Below are 20,539 nucleotides of genomic sequence, written 5' to 3'. Positions count from 1 at the left end.
GTAGCGGCGCAATTTATTGCGCGTTTTGCCCTATTTCAGCCACGCCAGGAGATGTTATGACGCGTCAGCGCTATACCTACCAACCCCGTGCCGGTCACGGCTTACCGCACGATCCCCTCAACGCCATCATCGGCCCACGTCCCATTGGTTGGATCAGTTCGCAAAGTGCCAACGGAGTGCGCAACCTTGCCCCTTACAGTTTTTTTAACTGCTTCAACTACCATCCGCCCATCATTGGTTTTGCCAGCAGCGGCTGGAAAGACAGCGTGCGTAATATCAGCGAGAGCAACGAATTTGTCTGGAACCTGGCAACGCGTCCACTGGCCGAAGCGATGAACGAAAGCTCCGCATCAATTCCCCCTGAGCAGGATGAGTTTGCGCTGGCTGGCTTAACGCCAACCCCCGCTTCGCATGTCAACGTCAGCATGGTGGCGGAAAGCCCGGTTAACTTTGAGTGTCGGCTGACGCAGTGCATCCGTTTACAGGATGTGCAGGGTGCGGAGCTGGACAGTTGGCTGGTACTGGGTGAAGTGGTGGCGATTCATATTGATGAACAACTGCTGGAAAACGGCATCTATCAAACGGCGAAAGCGCAACCCATCCTGCGTGCCGGTGGCCCCTCGGCCTACTACGGCATCAGTGAAGCGTTGCGCTTTGATCTGGTGCGACCGGACGCCCGCCGCGCTTAACCCTGGTGGGTTTTGAGGACCTGCACAGCACGCGCCATTTCCGGTGCCAACCAGCGATCCTCCTGCCAGTTGGCAACCACCGCACGCAGGCGACGCAACGCCTGCGCCGTGCCGCTTGCCAGCTGGTCTTCACCGTGGAAATCCAGTGCCTGCGCCGCCAGCAGATATTCGATAGCGAGGATCTGCCAGACATTCCCCACCAGTTTCAGCAGCTTTAGCGCCGCGCCGGTGCCAAGACTCAGGTGATCCTCCTGCAAACCGGAAGTCACAAAGTTATCCAGCACCGCCGGTTGCGCCAGTTGACGGTTCTCCGCGCACAGCGCAGCCGCAACATATTGCGCGATCATCATGCCGGAATTCACCCCCGGTTGCGCCACCAGGAACGCCGGTAACCCGCTCACCAGCGGATTCACCAGACGGTCAAGCCGACGCTCCGCAATGCTACCCAGCTCCGCCAGGGCAATTGCCAGCAAATCACAGGCCATCGCCACGGATTCACCGTGTGGATTGGCCTGCGACACCACGCGCCAGTTCTCCGGCGTGCCAAGCACCAGCGGGTTGTCAGTGCAGGCGTTCAGTTCAATATTGACCTGGCGGGCAGCATGATCAAACTGATCGCGGCTCGCTCCGTGGACCTGCGGCATGGATCGCAGACTGAGCGCATCCTGGGTGCGTACCCCGACACTGGCCGCCAGCAAGGGGCTGTCGCTCAGTAACTGACGTAGCCGCTCGGCGCTCAGTTGCATGCCCGGACTGGCCTTCAGCGCGATGATTTCCTCGTCGAAAGCCGCCAGTTGCCCACGCAGCGCTTCAAAACTCATTGCCCCGGTGACATCCGCGCAGTCCAGCAGGCGTGCCGCATCGTCCAGCGCCAGACACGCCATGCCGGTCATACAGGGCGTGCCGTTAACCAGACTCAACCCCTCTTTCGCCCCCGGACGGAACGGGGTTAAACCGGCCAGCGCCAACGCCTGTTCGGCAGGCATGACTTGTTGCTGATACGTCACCTCCCCCACACCAATCAGCGCCAGACCGATATGCGCCATATGCGTGAGATAACCGACCGACCCCTGTGACGGCACCTGCGGGATAATATGTTGATTCAGTAACGCCAGCAGTTGCTGCACCAGCGCCACCGAGACACCGGATTTACCGTGGCTGTAGTTCGCGATAGCGGCACACATAATCGCCCGCACGTCATCCGCAGGCAGCAGCGGCCCGACACCACAGGCGTGACTCAGCAGCGTATTGCGCGACAGCTGCCCCAGTTGTTCTTCCGGCAAAGTGATGTTGCACAACGCCCCCAACCCGGTGTTGATGCCATAGGCGATATGGCCGCTGGCGACAATCTCGTCCACGATGGCACGCCCGTCGGCAATGCGCTGCCAGGCGCTGGTGCTCAGGGTTAATTCCGCGCCGTGACGCGCCACTGCGACCACATCCTGCCAGCTTAACGGGCTGTCGCCCCAGGTTACCGTGCCACTCATGCCGGTTGCTCCGTACGTTGATGGCTGGAAATAAATTGTTTAAACCGCTGCGAACCCTGATCACCGAACAGCGCTTCCGGCGCGCCTTCACAATCGATGGTGCCCTGATGCATAAACACCACGCGGTTCGATACGTTGCGCGCAAAGCCCATCTCATGCGTGACCACCAGCATGGTGCGCCCCTCTTCCGCCAGGCTACGCATCACCTTCAGCACTTCGCCGACCAGTTCCGGGTCCAGCGCCGAGGTGGGTTCATCAAACAACATCACTTCCGGGTCCATCGCCAGCGCGCGGGCAATCGCCACGCGTTGCTGCTGACCACCCGATAACTGCGCCGGATAAAAATCTTTGCGATTGAGCAGACCAACGCGATCCAGCAGTTGCTCGGCCTGGGCGATGCAGCTTTTTTTGTCGCGCTTCAGCACGTAATGCGGCCCTTCAATCACGTTTTGCAGCACCGTCATGTGTGACCAGAGATTGAAGCTCTGGAACACCATGCCGAGCCGTGAACGCAGACGCTCAATTTGTTTCGGATTGGCCGCCAACTGATGACCACGGGCGTGGCGCTTCATCTCAATGGTTTCGCCACCCACGCTGACCACACCGGCATCCGGCGTCTCCAGCAAGTTGATGCAGCGCAACAAGGTGCTTTTGCCCGATCCGCTGGCACCGAGAATGGAGATCACATCGCCTTTGCGCGCCTGTAAATTAATGCCTTTCAGCACTTCCATCGCGCCGAAGGATTTATGGATGTCGGTGGCCGACAGGGTAATCGGGGGTAAATGGTGCATATCACTCTCCGGCAATCGGTTTAACGGCGGGCAACGGCTTTTTTTCAACGCGATGCGCCGGGGTCAGACGGCGCTCAAGCAGCGCGTAAAGCTGGACGATAATAAAATTAAGAATCAAATAGATAGCCGCCGCACACAGGAACACCTCCATGGTGCGGTAGGTACGCTGAATGATCTGCTGTGCCACACCGGTCACGTCCCAGACGGTGACCAGACTGGCAAGGGCGGTGGATTTCACCAGCAAAATCGCCTCGGTGGAGTAAGCCGGTAGCGCGTAACGCAACATAATCGGCGCGATAATGCGCCGCAGCAGCAGGCCACGCGACATGCCGCACGCCAGCCCCGCCTCTACCTGACCTGGTGGCACCGCCAACAGCGCGCCACGCAGGATCTCGGCAGTATAGGCGGCGGTACACAGCGACAACGCCAGCACGGCACAGGTAAAGGGTTCGCGCAGAAACGGCCAGACAAAGCTGTGACGGATCACACCGAACTGACCAAGACCGTAGTAAATCAAAAACAGTTGAATCAACAGCGGTGAGCCACGAAACACCAGAATATAGCCGCGCGCAAAGCCACTCAGCACCCGCCAGCGGCTCATGCGCAGCGTCAGAATGCCCAACGCCAGCACCCCACCACACAGAAAGGCGCTGATAAACAGGCCGAGCGTGACCGGCAGCGCGGCGCTCAGTTTCAGAAAGGTGTCACTCAGAAAGGCAAAGTCGATCATACTGCTGCTCCTTAATGCTGCGCCGCAGTGCGACTTTGCCAGGCGCGGCCAAGGCGTAATTCCGCCCGGCGAAACGCATGGTTGGAAAGCAGGGTCAGCACCAGATAACAGGCACCGCCCACTAAATAAAAGGTGAAGTAATCACGGGTAGAACCGGCGGCGATCTGGCTGGCGCGCATCAATTCAACAATGCCGGTTACCGACACCAGCGCCGAATCTTTCAGGCTCATCTGCCAGACATTTGACATGCCGGGCAACGCATAGCGCACCACTTGGGGCAGCAAAATGCGCTGGGCGATGCGCCATCGCGGCATACCGATGGCGACGGCAGCTTCAATCTCACCTTTCGCCAGCGCCAGCCGCGCTGCCCGGTAGACTTCACCCTGATAAGAACCCGAGATAAGCCCGATCGCCAGAGCACCAATCAGAAACGGCGGCGCTTCGATAAAACCATCCGCACCGAACATCTGACCGATCAGGGTGATCAATCCGGAACCACCGAAGTAGAACAGGTAGATCACCAACAATTCCGGGATACCACGAAACACCGTGGAATAGGCTTCGCCCAGCCAGCGCAGCCAGCGTTGCGTGGAGAGTTTCGCCGCTGCGATGCCGGATCCCACCAGCGCGCCAATCAGCAACGCCGCCAGCGACAGCAGCAAGGTGGTTAGGGCAGCGCTCAGGATCAGACGGCCCCAGCCGTCAGCACCAAAACTCAACAGGCTCATCATGGTTGACCTCACTTACGGGGTTACGTCAGTTTTAAACCACTTCTCACTCAGGGTTTTCACGGTGCCATCGGCCAGCGCCGCATGGATGGCGGCATCCAGTTTGGCTTTCAGATCGCTGTCAGCCATGCGCACGCCCATCGCTTCGCCTTCACCCCAAATCGGGCCACCCAGTTGCGGGCCGCTGAAGGTCAGGTTGCTGTTCTCTTTACGCGCCAGCATCGACTGCGCAAAGGTGACATCGTCGAACACCGCGTCGATACGACCGGCCTGAAGATCAAGGATGGCATCCGCCGAGGTGGTGTATTCGCGTACGTCAGCGACATCTTTGAAGTATTTATCGATAAACGGGGTGTAGACGGTGCCGGAGGCAATGCCGATGGTTTTACCTTTCAACGCAGCTTTCAGGGGTGCAATCGCCGGCTCGATCTCTTTGGCATCGTCATGCAGCTTGATGATTTTGCTGTCTGGCGGCAGCAGAGAATCTTTTACGGTGATAAAGGTGGCTGGCGTAGAGGCATACGGCGTGGTGAAGCTGACCACTTTTTTGCGATCCGGGGTGATAACAATCGCATCCATGATCACATCATATTTTCCGGCGTTCAGTCCGGCGATCATCCCGTCCCAGTTCTGCACCACCAGCTTGCACTGAACCCCCATGCGTTTGCATAGATCGGTCATCAGCTCAGGTTCAAAGCCACCCAGTTTGCCGCCCGGCAGGGTCAGGTTCCAGGGTTCATAGCTGCCTTCGGTAGCAATGGTGATCGATTTCCACTCTTTGGCCTGCGCGGCAACACCGCTCAGCAGCAGGCTGGAAAACAGGGTCGTGAGGCAAAAACGGCGAAATGTGGTGCGGTGCGTCATGCGGCTTCTCCTGGTCGATAATCGGTAGGTGCTGTCTTTGCGTTTTTTCGCAAATGACATTTCATGTATATACAAGTTAGCCTGCGCCAGATCATTGTCGGCTTGAGTTTTTTGTGAGCCAGATGCAATAAATCGTGTGAATGGCGATGCGGTCTGTACTTGTACATACAACCTAGCAAACGTTGTGCCAGCTCGTGATGCCAGGTGGAATCAGGGGATATGAAGCAACGTAACGGTGAGTTGCACTATGGAGTGGCAAGACTCGCACCACGCTGGCGCAAGGTTTCAGTAACAGACACGCATCGTAGCGGCGCGATTTATCGCGCCGCTACGGTAACGTGCAAACATTTATAGCGGCACGCTTTATCGTGGGGGGTTTACGCTTTACCCTGCTGCAAAAACGCCTGCAACAACGGCTTCAACACCTTCTGCAACTGGGCGGCGCGTGCCTGCTGCCACGCGAAAGGCGGGGTTTCATCCATATAATTGATCTGCGCCAGCTCCAGCTGTACCGCCTGCACGCCCTGCTCTGGCTGCCCATAAGCACGGGTGATATAGCCGCCCTTAAAGCGTCCGTTGATCACCCAACGGTAATCCGTTTGCGCGCTGCACACGTCCTGAATCGCTGTCGTCACCGCTGATGAACAACTGGCGCCGTCATTGGTCCCGATATTCAAATCCGGCAGACGCCCCTCAAACAGACGGGGGATCACCGAAGCAATTGAGTGCGCATCAAACAGCAACGCGTAGCCGTGCTGCGCCTTGATACGCGCCAGTTCCTGCTGAATCTGCTGATGGTACGGATGCCAGATATGATCCAGATACCCCTGGCGTTGCTCCGCCGTCGGCGTTTTGCCTGGCGCAAAGGTTGGCGTGCCATCAAACAACGTTTCCGGGTACAACCCGGTGGTGGCGGTGCTGTACAACGGTTGATTGTCCGGCGGACGGTTGAGATCGATAACAAAACGCGAGTAGTGGCCAATCAGCACGCTGGCTCCCATATCACGCACAAAATCATACAGCAGCGGGATATGCCAGTCGGTATCCGGCAAACCACGAGCGGCGTCGCTTAATCCGGCATCGACTTCTGGCGTCAGTTGCGTCCCGGCGTGCGGAATGCTGACCAGCAGCGGCAGCTTCCCTTCAGTAAAATGAAACGGTGTCATTGCGCTTCTCCACGATAGATAACCTGGCACGGCAATTCGCCGCCCAACCAGTAAACCAACTCCGCCGGACGCGCCAACGGCCAGTGGACGAAGTTCGCCACTTTGCCTGACTCCAGCGAACCATGCGTCTGCTGTAAACCCAGTGCCTGTGCGCCCCACAGGGTCACACCTGCCAACGCCTCTTCCGGCGTCATGCCGAACAGCGTGCAACCCATATTCAGCATCAGACGTAGCGATAATGCCGGTGACGTACCCGGATTGGCATCGCTGGCCAGCGCCATCGGCACCCCATACTGCCGGAACAGCGCTACCGGCGGCTTCTGCGTTTCGCGCAGCAGGTAAAACGCGCCCGGCAGCAGCACCGCGACGGTGCCATGTTGCGCCATCGCCTGCACATCGCTTTCGGTGGCATATTCGAGGTGGTCTGCCGACAATGCGCCGTAACCTGCGGCCAGCGCCGCACCACCCAGTGAGGAGAGCTGCTCGGCATGCAATTTCACCGGCATCCCCAGCGCCCTGGCTTTATCGAACACCGCGCTGACTTGCTGTGGCGAGAAGGCCAGATGTTCACAGAACGCGTCCACCGCATCCGCCAACCCTTCCGCCTGCACCTGCGGCAACAGTCGCTCGCAAATAATCTCCACCCAGCCCTGCGGGTTGTCTTTAAACTCGGGCGGGAAGCTATGCGCCGCCAGACAGGTCGCCAGCACATCGGCAGGCACGCTTTGCGCCAGCTCGCGAATGGCACGCAGCATCGTCAGTTCACTGGCTTCATCCAGCCCGTAACCGGACTTGATCTCAACTGTGGTCACCCCCTCCGCCAGCAGGCGATCCAGCCGCCAACGCGCCGAGGCCACCAGTTCCTGCTGAGTCGCCGCACGCGTCGCACGTACCGTGGAGAGGATACCGCCGCCCTGCGCGGCGATCTCAGCATAGCTGACACCGTTCAGGCGCTGCTCAAATTCCGCGCTGCGGTCGCCGCCAAATACCAGATGGGTGTGACAATCCACCAAACCCGGCGTGATGATGCCCCCCGCAAACTGGTGCTGCTCACGCGCGTTAAATGCCGGTAGCTCACTGCGCGGGCCTACCCACACCAGTTTTCCCTGATCCACCGCCAGCGCGCCGTCGGCAATCAGGTTGTAGCGGCCCTCGCGCATGGTCACAATATCTGCGCCCAGCCACAGGCTGTCGATCTGCTTCGCTTCTGCCATCCCCCGTGTCCCCTTCGCCTTTGGCGATTTACACTGCTCATCAAAGTATGTATATGTATATACAACCAACCGCCGTGTAGGATCAACCATGACGACTTTTTTTGCCCCCAGGGCATTGCTGGCCGATGGCTGGCATGAGCAAGTGCTGATTTCTGTTAATTCTTCCGGAGTGATTACCGATCTCACCCCCAATAGCGAACCGGGTAACGCCTCGCGCCTCGCGGGATCAGTGATCCCGGCCATTGCCAACCTGCATTCGCATGCGTTTCAACGCGCGATGGCCGGTCTGGCGGAAGTGGCTGGCGATCCGCAGGACAGTTTCTGGACCTGGCGCGATCTGATGTACCGCATGGTGCAGCGCCTCTCGCCAGAACAGGTCGGCGATATCGCCGCGTTGCTGTATATCGAGATGCTGAAAGGCGGCTACAGCCAGGTGGCGGAGTTCCACTACCTGCACCATGACGCTCAGGGCAAAGCCTATCCCGATGATGACATGCTGCAACAACTGATGGCCGCGGCGGCGACCGCCGGGATTGGCCAGACGCTGCTGCCGGTGCTCTACAGCTACAGCGGTTTTGGTTCGCAACCGGCCAGCGACGGGCAGCGCCGCTTTATTCAGCAGACCGACGCGTATCTGCACCAGCAGCAACGGCTGGCAACCTGGGTCGCTGACAAACCGCTGTTTAATCACGGCCTGTGCTTCCATTCGCTGCGCGCGGTGAATGAAGCGCAGATGCGCGAGGTCCTGGCCGCCAGCCCGGATCACTTGCCGGTGCATATCCATGTGGCGGAGCAGGAAAAAGAAGTTAACGACAGTCTGGCGTGGAGCGGCGAACGTCCGGTGGCCTGGCTGTTGAATCGCTTTAAGGTCGATCAACGCTGGTGTCTGATTCATGCCACCCATCTCGATGATGACGAAATCGCGCGTCTGGCAGCCAGCGGCGCGGTGGCGGGCTTGTGTCCGACCACGGAGGCTAACCTCGGTGACGGCATCTTCCCGGCGGTGGAGTACATCGCCCGTGGTGGTCGTTGGGGCATTGGCTCCGACAGCCATGTGTCGCTCAGCACGCTCGAAGAATTGCGCTGGCTGGAGTACGGCCAACGGCTACGCGATCGTCGTCGTAACCGCATTACCACCACCGATCAGGCTTCCGTTGGCGATCTGCTGTGGCAACAGGCGGCGCAGGGCGGCGCACAGGCCTGCGGTATCAAGAGCGGTGAGCTGGCGGTCGGTAAACGTGCCGACTGGCTGGTGCTGCATCAGGATGCCTGGCTCGGCAGCGTTGAAAACGCCTCGCTGCTCAATCGTTGGTTGTTTGCCGGACAGCGCGAGCAAATTCGTGATGTGTTTGTCGCGGGCAAGGCGGTGATTGAACAAGGCCAGCACCCGGCGCAGGAAGCCTGTGCCGCACGTTTTGCCGCAGCGATGAGGGCGTTACGATGAGAACCCGTTTCGCTTACGACACCTTACCGGTCAGCCGCTGGCGCAACGGCGGCGGCGAAACTCGTGAGATCATCAGTTATCCGCCCGGTGTGGCGGATTTTGCCTGGCGCGCCAGCATTGCCACTATCGCCGCTGATGGTCCCTTTTCCCCCTTCCCCGGTATCGATCGGGTGATCACCCTGCTGCACGGTGACAGCGTGCTGCTGACCAGTGCGCAGGGCGAGCAACAACTTCAGCCGCATCAACCCTGGCCGTTCCCGGGCGAATGGGCGATCGATGCCCGTATCGGCGCGAGCGCCTGTCAGGATTTCAACATCATGACAAGGCGCGACAGTTGGCAGGCACAGGTGACGGTGCAGCAGCAGGCGGTGCGGGCCACGCATGGTGTGGCCTGGGTGCTGTCTGGTCTCTGGCAAAGCGCCGAAGGTGAGGTGCTGGAGGTGAATCAGGGGATGTGGTGGCTGGATGACGAAACGCAACTGGCACCGCATTCTGCCGATGCCAGCCTGCTGTTTACCGCACTCAGCCGTGTCCTCTGAAACGGCCCAGTAACTTGTAACGCGAGCCGGGGTACAGCAGGCGCGCGTAGGTAACAATTTTGGTGTCGCTCCAGGTCTGACGGCGGATCAGCAAACAGGGTTCGTGCTCATCCAGCGCCAGATGCTTCCGCTGGCGCAGATCCGGCAGCACCGCTTCCACGATGTGCTCACCGGCGGTTAACGGCGCGACACGCATCAGATAGGTGTAAGGCGTTAACTGGTGATAATCCTGGCTGAGATAATCCGGTGCCACCAGCGGATTCACCAGACGATCTTCCAACTGCACCGGCATGTCGTTTTCGTAATGCACGATCAACGAGTGGTACAACGTCTGTCCGGTGGATAAACCCAGCACCGCCGCTTGCTCCGGGTCGGCCTTCATCTGCCCAAGCGACAAAATTTTGCAGCTATGGCGATGGCCACGCTGGGCGATTTCATCGGCGATGTTGTGCACTTCCAGCATCGCGGTGTAGCCCTTCATCTCGGCGACAAAGGTGCCCACGCCCTGCATGCGCACCAGAAAACCTTCGCTGGTCAGTTCGCGCAACGCCCGGTTGATGGTCATACGGCTGACGCCCAGCTCGTTTACCAACTCGCTTTCCGACGGTACACGTTGATTGGCCTTCCAGTGACCTTCACGGATCTGGCTGATGATCGCCTGTTTAACGCGCTGGTAAATCGGCGCAGGCTCATCACCCATGGCCGCGGCCAATTGTGCTATTGCCGTTTGCTCAACCATATCCTGTTCCTTTTCCTGATAGTGCCCAGAGTTTACTGTCTCAGGCGGTAAATGTATATACATCCCGCAGTGCAACCAGCCCACTGCTTGTGCAGCATTTGCCTTATTACAGTGCAAAGCGCCACGCGACCTGGATATCAATCCGCATCACTACGCTGTTCACAGAATGTGATCAATCTGGCACAGCGCTTGCTACTTGTATAGACAAGAATAGACACTTATGCTTCACTCGCATTATTCATGGCATCGCCGACAAAACTTCCACAAGCCAATGTTGTCCGTGATTGCCGCTTTACTTGTATAGACAGGAGTAGACTATGTCAGGTTCGGTTCAGAATATTCGCCTCGTTCCCGGTGAAGTGGACCTCGCCACACTGCGCGCGATTTACCAGGGTGGCGTCGCATTAACGCTGGCTGATGAAGCGCGGGCCGCGATCGATCGCGCCAGTGCCACGGTAGATGCCATCGTCGCCTCGGGCAACGTGGTGTACGGCATCAACACCGGCTTTGGCAAACTGGCACAGACGCAAATCCCGGCGGATCGTCTTGCCGAACTACAACGTAACCTGGTGCTGTCGCACAGCGTCGGCCTGGGTGAACTGCTGCCTGATAATGTTACCCGTCTGGTGGTTGCCACCAAGATCATCAGCCTGGCACGCGGCCATTCCGGCGTCCGCATCGCCCTGATCGAAGCGCTGCTGGCGCTGTTTAATGCCGGTGTGATGCCGTGTATCCCGGAAAAAGGTTCAGTGGGTGCCTCTGGTGACCTCGCCCCGCTGGCGCACCTGTCGCTGATGCTGCTGGGTGAAGGTCAGGTGCGTGTTGATGGCGTGCTGATCCCGGCGACCGAAGGTCTGGCGCGTGTTGGCCTGACGCCGTTTGTGCTGGGTCCGAAAGAGGGACTGGCGCTGTTGAACGGTACCCAGGTTTCCACCGCGCTGGCATTGCGTGGCCTGTTTGAAGGGGAAAACCTGTTTGCCGCCGGATTGATGGCCGGTGCGCTGTCGCTGGAAGCCATCAAAGGTTCGATCAAACCTTTCGATGCCCGTATCCACCAGGCTCGCGGTCAGCAGGGACAAATCAGTGTTGCCTCCGCCGTAAGCGCGCTGCTGGAAGGCAGTGAAATTCTCAGCTCACACGCCAATTGTGGCCGGGTGCAGGACCCCTACTCCATTCGCTGCGTCCCGCAGGTTATGGGGGCATGCCTGGATAACCTGAGCCACGCCGCGCGCGTCTTGCAGATTGAAGCCAACGCCGCCTCGGATAACCCATTGGTGTTCAGCGACAGCGGCGATGTGATTTCCGGCGGTAACTTCCATGCCGAACCGGTGGCATTTGCCGCTGATATCATCGCGCTGGCAGTGGCCGAAGTAGGTGCGATTTCCGAACGTCGCCTGGCATTGCTGCTGGATACCGGTTTATCCGGCCTGCCGCCGTTCCTGGTACGCGATGGCGGCGTCAATTCGGGCTTTATGATCGCCCAGGTGACCGCAGCGGCGCTGGCATCGGAAAACAAATCGCTGGCCCATCCGGGTAGCGTTGACAGCCTGCCGACCTCCGCCAATCAGGAAGACCATGTTTCGATGGCGACCTATGCTGCGCGCCGTCTCGGCAGCATGTGCTTCAACACCGCCGCCGTAGTGGGGATTGAAGCGATGGCTGCCGCGCAGGGCATTGATTTCCATCGCCCTCTGCAAAGTTCCACCCTTATCGAGCAAGAGATGAGCCGTATTCGCGCGCAAGTCGCCTTCCTCGATCAGGACCGTTTACTGGCGCCGGATATTGACACCATGCGCCTGTGGGCCAGCAGCAATGCCTGGCCGGAAGCCCTTTCTGCGCTGCTGCCGAGCATGCGCACCACCAATGTTGAATAAAGGAACTGATGATGAGCGAAACTCTGACCCAGGCAGTTGCCCGTGAAATCCGTGCCCCACAGGGGAGTGAACTGCACTGCGCCAACTGGCTGATTGAAGCGGCTTACCGCATGATCCAGAACAACCTTGATCCGGATGTGGCGGAACGCCCGGAAGATCTGGTGGTGTACGGCGGCATCGGTAAAGCAGCGCGCAACTGGGAATGCTTTGAGCAGATTCTGCGTTCGCTGCGCGCGTTACAGCCGGAAGAAACCCTGCTGATCCAGTCGGGTAAACCGGTTGGCGTGTTCCGTACCCATGCTGACGCGCCGCGCGTGCTGCTGGCTAACTCCAACCTGGTACCGCACTGGGCCACCTGGGATCATTTCCATGAGCTGGATAAAGCCGGCCTGATGATGTATGGCCAGATGACCGCCGGTTCGTGGATCTACATCGGTGCTCAGGGCATCGTGCAGGGCACCTACGAAACCTTCGTCGAAGCGGGCCGTCAGCATTACGATAACGACCTGAGCGGCCGCTGGATCCTGACCGCCGGTCTGGGTGGCATGGGCGGCGCACAACCGCTGGCTGGCGTGCTGGCCGGTGCCTGTGTGCTGGCAATTGAATGCCAGGAATCGCGCATCGATTTCCGTCTGCGTACCCGTTATGTCGACCACAAAGCCTATACCCTCGATGAAGCGTTGCAGCTGATCGACGAAGCCACCAAAGCGAAAAAAGCCATTTCGGTTGGCCTGCTGGGCAATGCGGCGGAAATCTTACCAGAGCTGGTAAAACGCGCCAAAGCGGGCGGCATGAAACCGGATATCGTGACCGACCAGACCTCCGCACACGATCCGGTCAACGGCTACCTGCCGATTGGCTGGGATGTGGATCGCTGGCAGGCTGAGCGTGCCAGCAACCCGAAAGCAGTAGAAAAAGCGGCGCGCGCCTCAATGGCAACCCATGTCCAGGCGATGCTCGACTTCTGCCATATGGGTATCCCGACCGTCGATTACGGCAACAATATCCGTCAGGTTGCGCTGGATGAAGGGGTGAAAAACGCCTTTGATTTTCCTGGCTTTGTTCCGGCCTATATCCGTCCGTTGTTCTGCGAAGGCAAAGGCCCGTTCCGCTGGGTGGCGCTGTCGGGCGATCCGGAAGATATCTATAAAACCGACGCCAAACTGAAAGAACTGTTCCCACACCACAAAACGTTGCACCGCTGGCTGGATATGGCGCAGGAGCGCATCGCGTTCCAGGGTTTACCGGCACGTATCTGCTGGCTGGGACTGGGCGAGCGCCATAAAGCGGCGCTGGCGTTCAACGAGATGGTGCGCAATGGCGAGCTGAAAGCACCGATTGTGATTGGCCGTGACCACCTCGATTGTGGCTCCGTTGCCTCACCGAACCGTGAAACGGAAGCGATGAAAGATGGCTCGGATGCAGTGTCCGACTGGCCACTGCTCAACGCCCTGCTGAACACCGCAGGCGGCGCGACCTGGGTCAGCCTGCATCACGGCGGCGGCGTCGGTATGGGCTTCTCACAACATGCCGGGGTGGTGATTGTCTGCGACGGCAGCGCCGAAGCCGATGTGCGTCTGGCGCGCGTGTTGTGGAACGATCCGGCCACTGGCGTCATGCGTCATGCGGATGCGGGTTACGAGCAGGCACAGGCTTGTGCGAAAGAGCATGGGCTAAATCTGCCGATGATGAAATAACCTGGATGGCGGGCGTCAGGCCCGCCATTTTTTTGCCTGTCTTTGCGCAATTTATCACTCCACAAGACTCGGCAAAATTTGCGTGGTTCAGGCATTGAGCTGCTGTAATTCTTTCTCGCTCAGACCGGTGAATTTCATGATGGTTTTAACGTCGATGTTATCCCGCAGCATACGCTGCGCCACCTGCAATTTCCCCTCCTGAACTCCCTCCTGAAGCCCCTTCTGAAGTCCCTGCTGGTGAGACTCCTGCCGCCACTGTTGTTCAATCGTCATAATCTGTTCCTCAAGTTGCGGTTTGGCTTGCATCAGTATTTTAACGACAAGTTCAACCACCATAGTGATGAGAGTGCCCGGACGTTATCACAGCAGTTATCTCACTGATATCTAAGGCGTGAAAATATCAGAGAGAGTTAAGAACTTCATAATAAAGTGATAAAACAATCAGATTTAACCCCAGGTTGAGCAAGCACAACAAAGGGGTCCCTGGGGATAAAATTTATCTCGCAGTGGATAAAACCTACTTATTCCATTTGGATATAGTCTATAGCCAAATTATCCCGTTTCGCGATAGACGCTCTCCGCGCTTGCCACTACAGTGGGAACATAATTTCTTGCGGTACCTGCCCACGGACGTACTGCTGATAATGGAGAATCCTGTCCTATGACCCTGCCTGCCACTTTGCTGGAAAACGCCCTGCGCTGGCGTCGCCAGCTCCATCAACATCCTGAACTGGGTTACCAGGAACAACGTACCAGCGAACTGGTGGCGCAGGTGTTGAAGGATGCCGGTTTGCAGGTGTTTCGAGGGCTGGCGGGCACCGGGGTGATTGGTACGCTGGAAAATGGCCCCGGACCGGTGATTGGCTTGCGCGCCGATATGGATGCGCTGCCGATCACCGAAAAAGGCCATCCAGAGTGGAAATCCAGCCAGCCGGGCGTGATGCACGCCTGTGGTCATGATGGTCACACCGCCGTGTTACTGGCGGCAGCCTGTCACCTGGCGGCCACGCGTCAGTTCAGCGGCACGGTGCATTTTATCTTTCAGCCCGCCGAGGAGAACCTCGGTGGTGCCCGAAAAATGGTGGAAGAAGGCCTGTTCCAGCGCTTCCCGATGGATGCCGTCTACGCCATGCATAACTGGCCTGGCCTGCCGGTTGGCTCGCTGGCGGTCAATGCCGGTGCCATGATGGCATCGCTCGATTCGTTTGAAATCACTCTGCACGGCAAGAGCTGCCATGCGGCAATGCCGGAAAGCGGTGCCGATCCCATCGTCGTGGCCGCAGAATTGATTCTGGCGCTGCAAACCATTCCGTCACGCCGCCTGTCACCGCTGGCATCGGCGGTGGTCAGCGTGACGCAAATCCACGGCGGCGAAGCGATTAACGTCATTCCCGAGCAAATTGTGTTACGCGGCACGGTACGTTGTCTGCAAACCGATGTGCGTAATCGGGTACGTGGCCTGATTGAGGATTTTGTCAGCACGCTGCCGCGCCCGTTTGGCGTCAGCGGCGAGATTCACTGGTATCCAGGTTATCCGGTCACCGCTAACCATGAACAACCGGCTGAACAGGTGCGTCAGGCGGCGGTAAGCTTACTCGGTGAGCAACAGGTGCACTGGCAGGTGAATCCGTCGATGGCGTCGGAAGATTTCGCCTGTATGCTGGAAGCCTGCCCCGGTGCCTACTTCTGGCTGGGTGCCGATGGTGCGACACCCTCTGCACCGCTGCACAACGCCTGTTACGACTTCAATGATGAACTGCTGCCCATCGGCATCACCTTCTGGCAGCAGTTGGTGGAGAGTACGCTGGCGAAAGCCTGATCTTCAGATACCGGCCTGGTTGAGGCGCTGTTCAGCGTCAGCCAGGCTGGCGTTTTCCCCGCTGGCGACCAGGCAGCAGGCCAGTTGCAAACGCAGCGCCTGCGGAACCGCACGTTCCCCCGCCAGCACCGCACGGATCCAGGTGGCGGTATCCAGCGCATTTTTTGACTCCGGCAACGCGACCTCCCATTCCGGTTGACGCGCAACCCACTCTTCAGCCTCGGCATTTGCCCCCTGAATATAGCTGATGGCCGGGCAGCGCTGCGGATTGGCATAGACTTCGCCTTCAGTCCCGTTCAGCAGCAACGCGGGCGCATCGATATCCTGAAAGAATTTACCGACACGCGGCACATATTCCGGGTGCGATACGCTGGCAAGACGCAGCGCAGCCCGCTCGGCAAACGGCGTTGCCAGTTTCGCCAGGGTGTGCGCGCTATTGCGCACCCCCATACGCCAGCGCAGCGATAGCTGTTTCGCCATCGGCGGGCACAGATGATCGATGGTGATAAACGCCAGCTCGCCGTTATCCAACAGCGCCTGCGCTTGTTGCGCACTGGTGGCCGGGTTGATATCCAGCGCCGCCAGCACCGCTTCACTGGTCACTCGCGTTGGGTCATCACTGACGCCGTGCATCAACACCGGAAAGCCGAGTTTGACCAACAGCAACGCCAGCAACGGCGTCAGGTTGCCCTGACGGCGCGCGCCGTTATAGCTGGGTATGACGATCGGCATCGGACGGCCAACAGGTGCTTGCAGGCGCATCATCTGCTGCTGCATCGCCTGATAAAAGCCGCGCATCTCCGCCTCACCTTCTCCCTTGATGCGTAACGCGATCAGCACACCGCCCAGTTCAAGATCCGGCACTTCTCCGGCCAGTATCGCGCTATACAACGCCACGGCGGTGTCGAAATCGATATCGCGCGCGTGATTTTTCCCGCGCCCGATTTCTTTGATAATTTTATTCAGTTCCATCAGGAGTTTCCGCTTCCAGAGTGCGCCGCATCTCGGCGGCCAAAGAGGTGTTGTGCTGCTGTGCTAAACCGTCGGCCACCTGCTGGCGATCCGTCAGACTGCGGTTTTGATTGAGTTTCCACTTGCCTTCGCGCTGGGTCACGCGAATCTCCACCCCGACAATCGCTTTGATCATACTGTCGATATAAGTGGCCGGGGCATCGCTCACCGCCCACGGCTGCGGCATCCCCTGTTCCTGCTGCGCGGTAAGCCGCTCGACCTGCGCCCGCAGCCAGTCAGCATTATCATGGCGGATCAGTGGACCACGGCAGTGAAGCGTCAGGTAGTTCCAGGTTGGCACCGCTTTGCCGCTGCGCGCTTTTTCTTCATACCACGCCGGGGTGATATAACCCTGTTCCCCCTGGAACACCACCAGCACCGGCATGCCATCCTCCAGCGCTTTCAGATGCGGATTGGCGCGGGACAAATGCCCCTGCAACACCCACTCCCCCTGAGCATCGACCTGCAATAAAAACGGCAACGGCGTTGCCTGCGGGCCATCGTTCCCGTTGGAGATCAACAGCCCCAGCGGATGGCGCAGCACCAGCTGGCGCTGCGCTTCAGCATCCGGCTGGTTAAACGCCCGTGGCGTATACAACATGCTCAACTCCTTCTGCTTGCGCGCCTTCTGCGTGGCGCTGCACTGGATGTGGCCTCGGGCATCGGCGGTTGTTCAATCGGGAACACCGGCAATGCGGCCAGCAGACGGCTGCCATATGGCTTGCTGATCAGACGTCGATCGTAAATAACGATCTCGCCAAAGCATTGGTGACTGCGAATCAGACGGCCTACCTGCTGGATCAAGGTAAATGAGGCGCTGGGTAAACTCTGCACTTCAAACGGGTAGCGTCTGAGGCTCTTCAGCCACTCCCCTTCGGTCAAAATTACCGGACTGTCCACCGGGGGAAAAGCAATTTTATGGATATGTACCTGCGACAGCAGATCGCCTTTCAAATCCAGCCCTTCGGCAAAGGATTGCAAACCGACCAGAATGCTGGTTTTGCCCTGCTCCACGCGCTGGCGATGCAGCTCCACCAGCCGATAACGTGGCTGGTCGCCCTGCACCAGCATCGACAGGCGAAAGTCGGCGACGTGGGTGAGAAACTGCTGCATGGCACGGCCACTGGCGAATAACACCAGCACCCCTTTATGTTTCTCTTCCGCCATTTGCGCACGGAAAAAGCGCGCCATCTCGGCGATATGTTCCACCTCACTGCTCATCAGCGGTTCATACTGCATCTGAGGGATCACCAGCTTGCCCTGGTCGATATGCTGAAAAGGCGAGTCAAGCGCCACAAAGCGGTCACCCGCCTTCTCATTCAGCCCTGACATCTCCTGTAGCCGGTTAAAGCTATTCAGCGAGCGTAGCGTGGCGGAGGTCACCACCACATGGGGGATTTTACGCCACAGTAGTTTCTCCAGCTGATCGCTAACGCGTATCCCGGCACAGTGAAACAGCAGATGCGCCTGGCCGTCGCGCAATTCACGCGTCACCCATTTGGACACCGGTGCATTTGAGGCCTTCTCCATAGCCGCCAGTCGCCACAGCTTGCTGATGGATTCAAACCAGCCAAAGTGGCGATTGAGCTGCAAAATCGCTTTATGCAGCCGCATGATGTCGGCTTTACCGGTTTGATCGCCCAGCTCATTCAATAACCCTTCCGCCAGACCACGCAGCGCATCGCTGAGTTTGAACAAGCGGGCGCACAGCGTCAGCAGTTCTTCCGGCAGTTCCCCCAGCACAAAACGAAACTCACCCGGCTGGTTATGGTCGGGCAGCAGCGGATTCAGGGCGTTGCATAACGTCTGCAACAGCTCGCGCATCTCATCGCAATGGCCTTTCAGCCGCTCCGGATTGGTCAGCGGTGGCGGGGATTTGGGGCGGAACTGCGCCATGATGGTTTCCACCAGGCGCACAAACAGATCCAGTTGCAGGCTGCTCCAGCCAGGGGTGATCTCTGCGCTCATCTCCAGCGCATCACGCGCGACTTCCGGCAAATGGTGGCCTTCATCCAGCACCAGCATCAGGTGTTTCGCGGGCGGCAGCACCGACTCGTTTTCCATCGCCGCCATCACCAGCGCATGGTTCGCCACCACCACATCCGCCTGCTCGATCTCGCGCCGCGCCACAAAGAACGGGCATTCGCGATACCAGCGACAATGATGGCCCAGGCAGTTGGCTTTGTCGGTGGAGAGGCGCTGCCACAGGCTGTCATTGATCGCGACATCCGTGTGATCACGCAGCCCATCCCACTGGTAACGACTGAGCTGCTTTTCCAGTCCGGCGCATAACTTTTGCTCCTCTTTGGAGCCGGTTACCGCCTCTTCATCAAGATACAGCAGCAAATCCCCTTGCTGATCTTCGCTGGCCGCCAGCGCGGCGAGGTTGCGCGGGCAAACGTAGCGCCCACGCCCGAATGCAGCGGTAAAGGTCAGGTCGGGAATGATTTTTTTCAGCAGCGGCAGGTCTTTGCTGAAGATTTGATCCTGCAACGCCACGTTGGCGGTGCTGATCACCAGTCGCTTCTCCTCGGCACGACTGACGGCAATGCCGGGGATCAGATATGACAGGGTTTTACCCACCCCGGTGGGCGCTTCAATCGCCAGGTGACGGCCTTCGTCACCGGCCAGACTTTTCGCCACTTCGGCGATCATCTGGCGCTGTGGCGCACGCGGAATAAAGTCAGGAACCTGCTGTTGCAGCGCCTTATACCATTGCGCAATCTGGCTTTTTATCGCTGCTGTCAGGGCCATTGTCTTAACTGTTTTCGGGAAAATGGCCTGTATTTTTACACAGTATCGCCACAGCGTCAGCTTTCGCTGCTATTTTTTCGCGCTGGATTCAGAATATCTCGCATCGCACGGATCAACGTTTCGCGCGCCCGGCCACGGCGGAACGCAAAGGAGAACGGCGCGCGGAAGTGGAAATCTTGCGGCAGCAGACGACAGAGCGCCCCCTGTTGTTCCCAGCTACGTGCGTAATGCTCCGGCAGATAACCAATAAACCGCCCACTAAGGATCAGCGTCAACTGCGCTTCGATACTCTCCACCGATGCATTCGTCTGACGGAAACCACGTTTGTTCAGTTCCTGCTGGTTCCAGTAGCGTCGCGTCACCATCCCGGTTTGCTGCACGGTGCGCACATCCGGCGTCCCCTGCGCCAGCGCATGCTGCGGGCTGCAATACAACCAATGCTGTTCGTCGTACAGCGGAATCGTCACCAGATTGCTGGCGCGCAGCGGGAAGTGACCAATCGCCAGGTCGAGGCGATCTTCCAGTAGCTGTTGTTGCAGTTCATTGGGATCGCGCACGCTGAGGTTGAAAAATACCGCCGGAAAACGCTGATTAAAGCGGGCGATAGCGGCAGGTAAATCCAGCGTGCTGTCGGTGACGGTGGCATCCACCACCCCGAGGGAAAAGGCACCGCCCTGCGCGCTTTTCAGCGTCTCCACCTGCGCCTGCCAGTCTGCCAGCGTGGTCAGCATCTGTTGGCTGTAACGATAAAACTCTTCCCCTTTGCTGGTCAGGGTAAAGCCACCGCGCCCACGCTGGCACAGAATAAACCCCAATTGGGTTTCCAGTTCGCTCATATAGGCGCTGATCGCCGGCGTGGTCATGTTCAACGCCTGCTGGGCGCGCGAATAGCCCTGGTTTTCCACCACGCTGGCGAACACCTGGAGCAGTTTAAGATTGGGTAACGGTTGCATAATATCGTGACGTAGCGGCGCGATTTATCGCGCAGGTTTT

At 58.7% G+C, this 20,539-nt stretch carries 19 protein-coding genes; 6 read left to right on the top strand and 13 right to left on the bottom strand.

Annotated features, from left to right (window positions below; all coding sequences use genetic code 11):
* Positions 1–56 precede the first annotated feature (56 nt).
* Complete coding sequence (locus tag L579_RS01545) at positions 57–689, top strand: flavin reductase family protein (RefSeq protein WP_021182531.1); 633 nt, start codon at positions 57–59, stop codon at positions 687–689.
* Here L579_RS01545 and hutH (L579_RS01540) read toward each other — a convergent pair.
* From hutH (L579_RS01540) to hutI, 7 genes are all read right to left on the bottom strand, one after another.
* Entirely contained in the window at positions 686–2,176 is a 1,491-nt protein-coding gene (hutH, locus tag L579_RS01540; RefSeq protein ID WP_021182530.1) for an HAL/PAL/TAL family ammonia-lyase, read from the bottom strand. The two genes, L579_RS01545 and hutH (L579_RS01540), sit on opposite strands and share 4 nt — an antisense overlap.
* Complete coding sequence (locus tag L579_RS01535; RefSeq protein WP_021182529.1) at positions 2,173–2,967, bottom strand: ABC transporter ATP-binding protein; 795 nt, start codon at positions 2,965–2,967, stop codon at positions 2,173–2,175. Before L579_RS01535 ends, hutH (L579_RS01540) begins: the two co-directional genes overlap by 4 nt.
* Before the next feature lies 1 nt (position 2,968).
* A complete protein-coding gene (locus L579_RS01530; RefSeq protein WP_021182528.1) occupies positions 2,969–3,697 on the bottom strand; it encodes an ABC transporter permease in 729 nt (242 codons plus the stop codon).
* Between the two features lie 11 nt (positions 3,698–3,708).
* Positions 3,709–4,428 carry an ABC transporter permease gene (locus L579_RS01525; protein ID WP_021182527.1) on the bottom strand — a complete coding sequence of 240 codons (720 nt, stop codon included), beginning with the start codon at positions 4,426–4,428 and terminating at the stop codon, positions 3,709–3,711.
* A gap of 12 nt (positions 4,429–4,440) precedes the next feature.
* The gene (locus L579_RS01520; protein ID WP_021182526.1) at positions 4,441–5,289 is read right to left on the bottom strand and encodes a transporter substrate-binding domain-containing protein; all 849 of its coding nucleotides are present in this window, start codon (positions 5,287–5,289) and stop codon (positions 4,441–4,443) included.
* A 377-nt stretch (positions 5,290–5,666) separates the two neighbouring features.
* On the bottom strand, positions 5,667–6,455 hold the full coding sequence (hutG, locus tag L579_RS01515; RefSeq protein ID WP_021182525.1) for an N-formylglutamate deformylase: 789 nt from the start codon (positions 6,453–6,455) through the stop codon (positions 5,667–5,669).
* Positions 6,452–7,669, bottom strand: coding sequence for an imidazolonepropionase (gene hutI / locus L579_RS01510; protein ID WP_021182524.1), 1,218 nt, complete (start codon positions 7,667–7,669; stop codon positions 6,452–6,454). Before hutI ends, hutG begins: the two co-directional genes overlap by 4 nt.
* 88 nt (positions 7,670–7,757) lie before the next feature.
* Between hutI and L579_RS01505 the strand changes: the two genes are divergently transcribed.
* Together L579_RS01505 and L579_RS01500 are read left to right on the top strand one after the other, a co-directional pair.
* Positions 7,758–9,113, top strand: coding sequence for a formimidoylglutamate deiminase (locus L579_RS01505; protein WP_021182523.1), 1,356 nt, complete (start codon positions 7,758–7,760; stop codon positions 9,111–9,113).
* Positions 9,110–9,652 (top strand): HutD/Ves family protein, encoded by a 543-nt coding sequence (locus L579_RS01500; protein WP_021182522.1) that lies wholly within the window; start codon positions 9,110–9,112, stop codon positions 9,650–9,652. The genes L579_RS01505 and L579_RS01500 overlap by 4 nt, the downstream gene beginning before the upstream one ends.
* On the opposite strand, the gene hutC is transcribed toward L579_RS01500, so the two are convergent.
* Positions 9,636–10,391: a histidine utilization repressor gene (gene hutC / locus L579_RS01495; protein ID WP_013508421.1), complete on the bottom strand. Its 756-nt coding sequence runs from the start codon at positions 10,389–10,391 to the stop codon at positions 9,636–9,638. The two genes, L579_RS01500 and hutC, sit on opposite strands and share 17 nt — an antisense overlap.
* Before the next feature lie 317 nt (positions 10,392–10,708).
* On the opposite strand from hutC, the gene hutH (L579_RS01490) reads away from it, so the two are divergent.
* Both hutH (L579_RS01490) and hutU read left to right on the top strand, forming a co-directional pair.
* Complete coding sequence (gene hutH, locus L579_RS01490) at positions 10,709–12,265, top strand: histidine ammonia-lyase (protein WP_021182521.1); 1,557 nt, start codon at positions 10,709–10,711, stop codon at positions 12,263–12,265.
* Between the two features lie 11 nt (positions 12,266–12,276).
* A complete protein-coding gene (hutU, locus tag L579_RS01485) occupies positions 12,277–13,962 on the top strand; it encodes a urocanate hydratase (RefSeq protein ID WP_021182520.1) in 1,686 nt (561 codons plus the stop codon).
* Between the two features lie 87 nt (positions 13,963–14,049).
* Here hutU and L579_RS01480 read toward each other — a convergent pair whose 3' ends face one another.
* Entirely contained in the window at positions 14,050–14,235 is a 186-nt protein-coding gene (locus L579_RS01480; RefSeq protein WP_021182519.1) for a Mobile element protein, read from the bottom strand.
* A gap of 388 nt (positions 14,236–14,623) precedes the next feature.
* Here L579_RS01480 and L579_RS01475 point away from each other — a divergent pair, with 388 nt between their 5' ends.
* Entirely contained in the window at positions 14,624–15,781 is a 1,158-nt protein-coding gene (locus tag L579_RS01475) for a M20 aminoacylase family protein (RefSeq protein WP_021182518.1), read from the top strand.
* 3 nt (positions 15,782–15,784) lie between these two features.
* On the opposite strand, the gene ybiB is transcribed toward L579_RS01475, so the two are convergent.
* From ybiB to L579_RS01455, 4 genes are read right to left on the bottom strand one after another with little or no spacing between them, the layout of a single operon-like run.
* Complete coding sequence (ybiB, locus tag L579_RS01470; RefSeq protein ID WP_021182517.1) at positions 15,785–16,753, bottom strand: DNA-binding protein YbiB; 969 nt, start codon at positions 16,751–16,753, stop codon at positions 15,785–15,787.
* Positions 16,740–17,393 (bottom strand): FMN-binding negative transcriptional regulator, encoded by a 654-nt coding sequence (locus L579_RS01465; protein WP_021182516.1) that lies wholly within the window; start codon positions 17,391–17,393, stop codon positions 16,740–16,742. The genes ybiB and L579_RS01465 overlap by 14 nt, the downstream gene beginning before the upstream one ends.
* Before the next feature lie 2 nt (positions 17,394–17,395).
* Positions 17,396–19,546: an ATP-dependent DNA helicase DinG gene (dinG, locus tag L579_RS01460; protein WP_021182515.1), complete on the bottom strand. Its 2,151-nt coding sequence runs from the start codon at positions 19,544–19,546 to the stop codon at positions 17,396–17,398.
* Between the two features lie 56 nt (positions 19,547–19,602).
* On the bottom strand, positions 19,603–20,499 hold the full coding sequence (locus tag L579_RS01455; protein WP_021182514.1) for a LysR family transcriptional regulator: 897 nt from the start codon (positions 20,497–20,499) through the stop codon (positions 19,603–19,605).
* Positions 20,500–20,539: the final 40 nt, after the last annotated feature.

The organism is Pantoea sp. AS-PWVM4 (genome assembly GCF_000468095.1).
Classification (GTDB): Bacteria; Pseudomonadota; Gammaproteobacteria; order Enterobacterales; family Enterobacteriaceae; genus Pantoea; species Pantoea phytobeneficialis.
The sequence above is the reverse complement of the archived record's forward strand: the minus strand, read 5'-3'. Positions and strand labels throughout refer to the sequence as shown.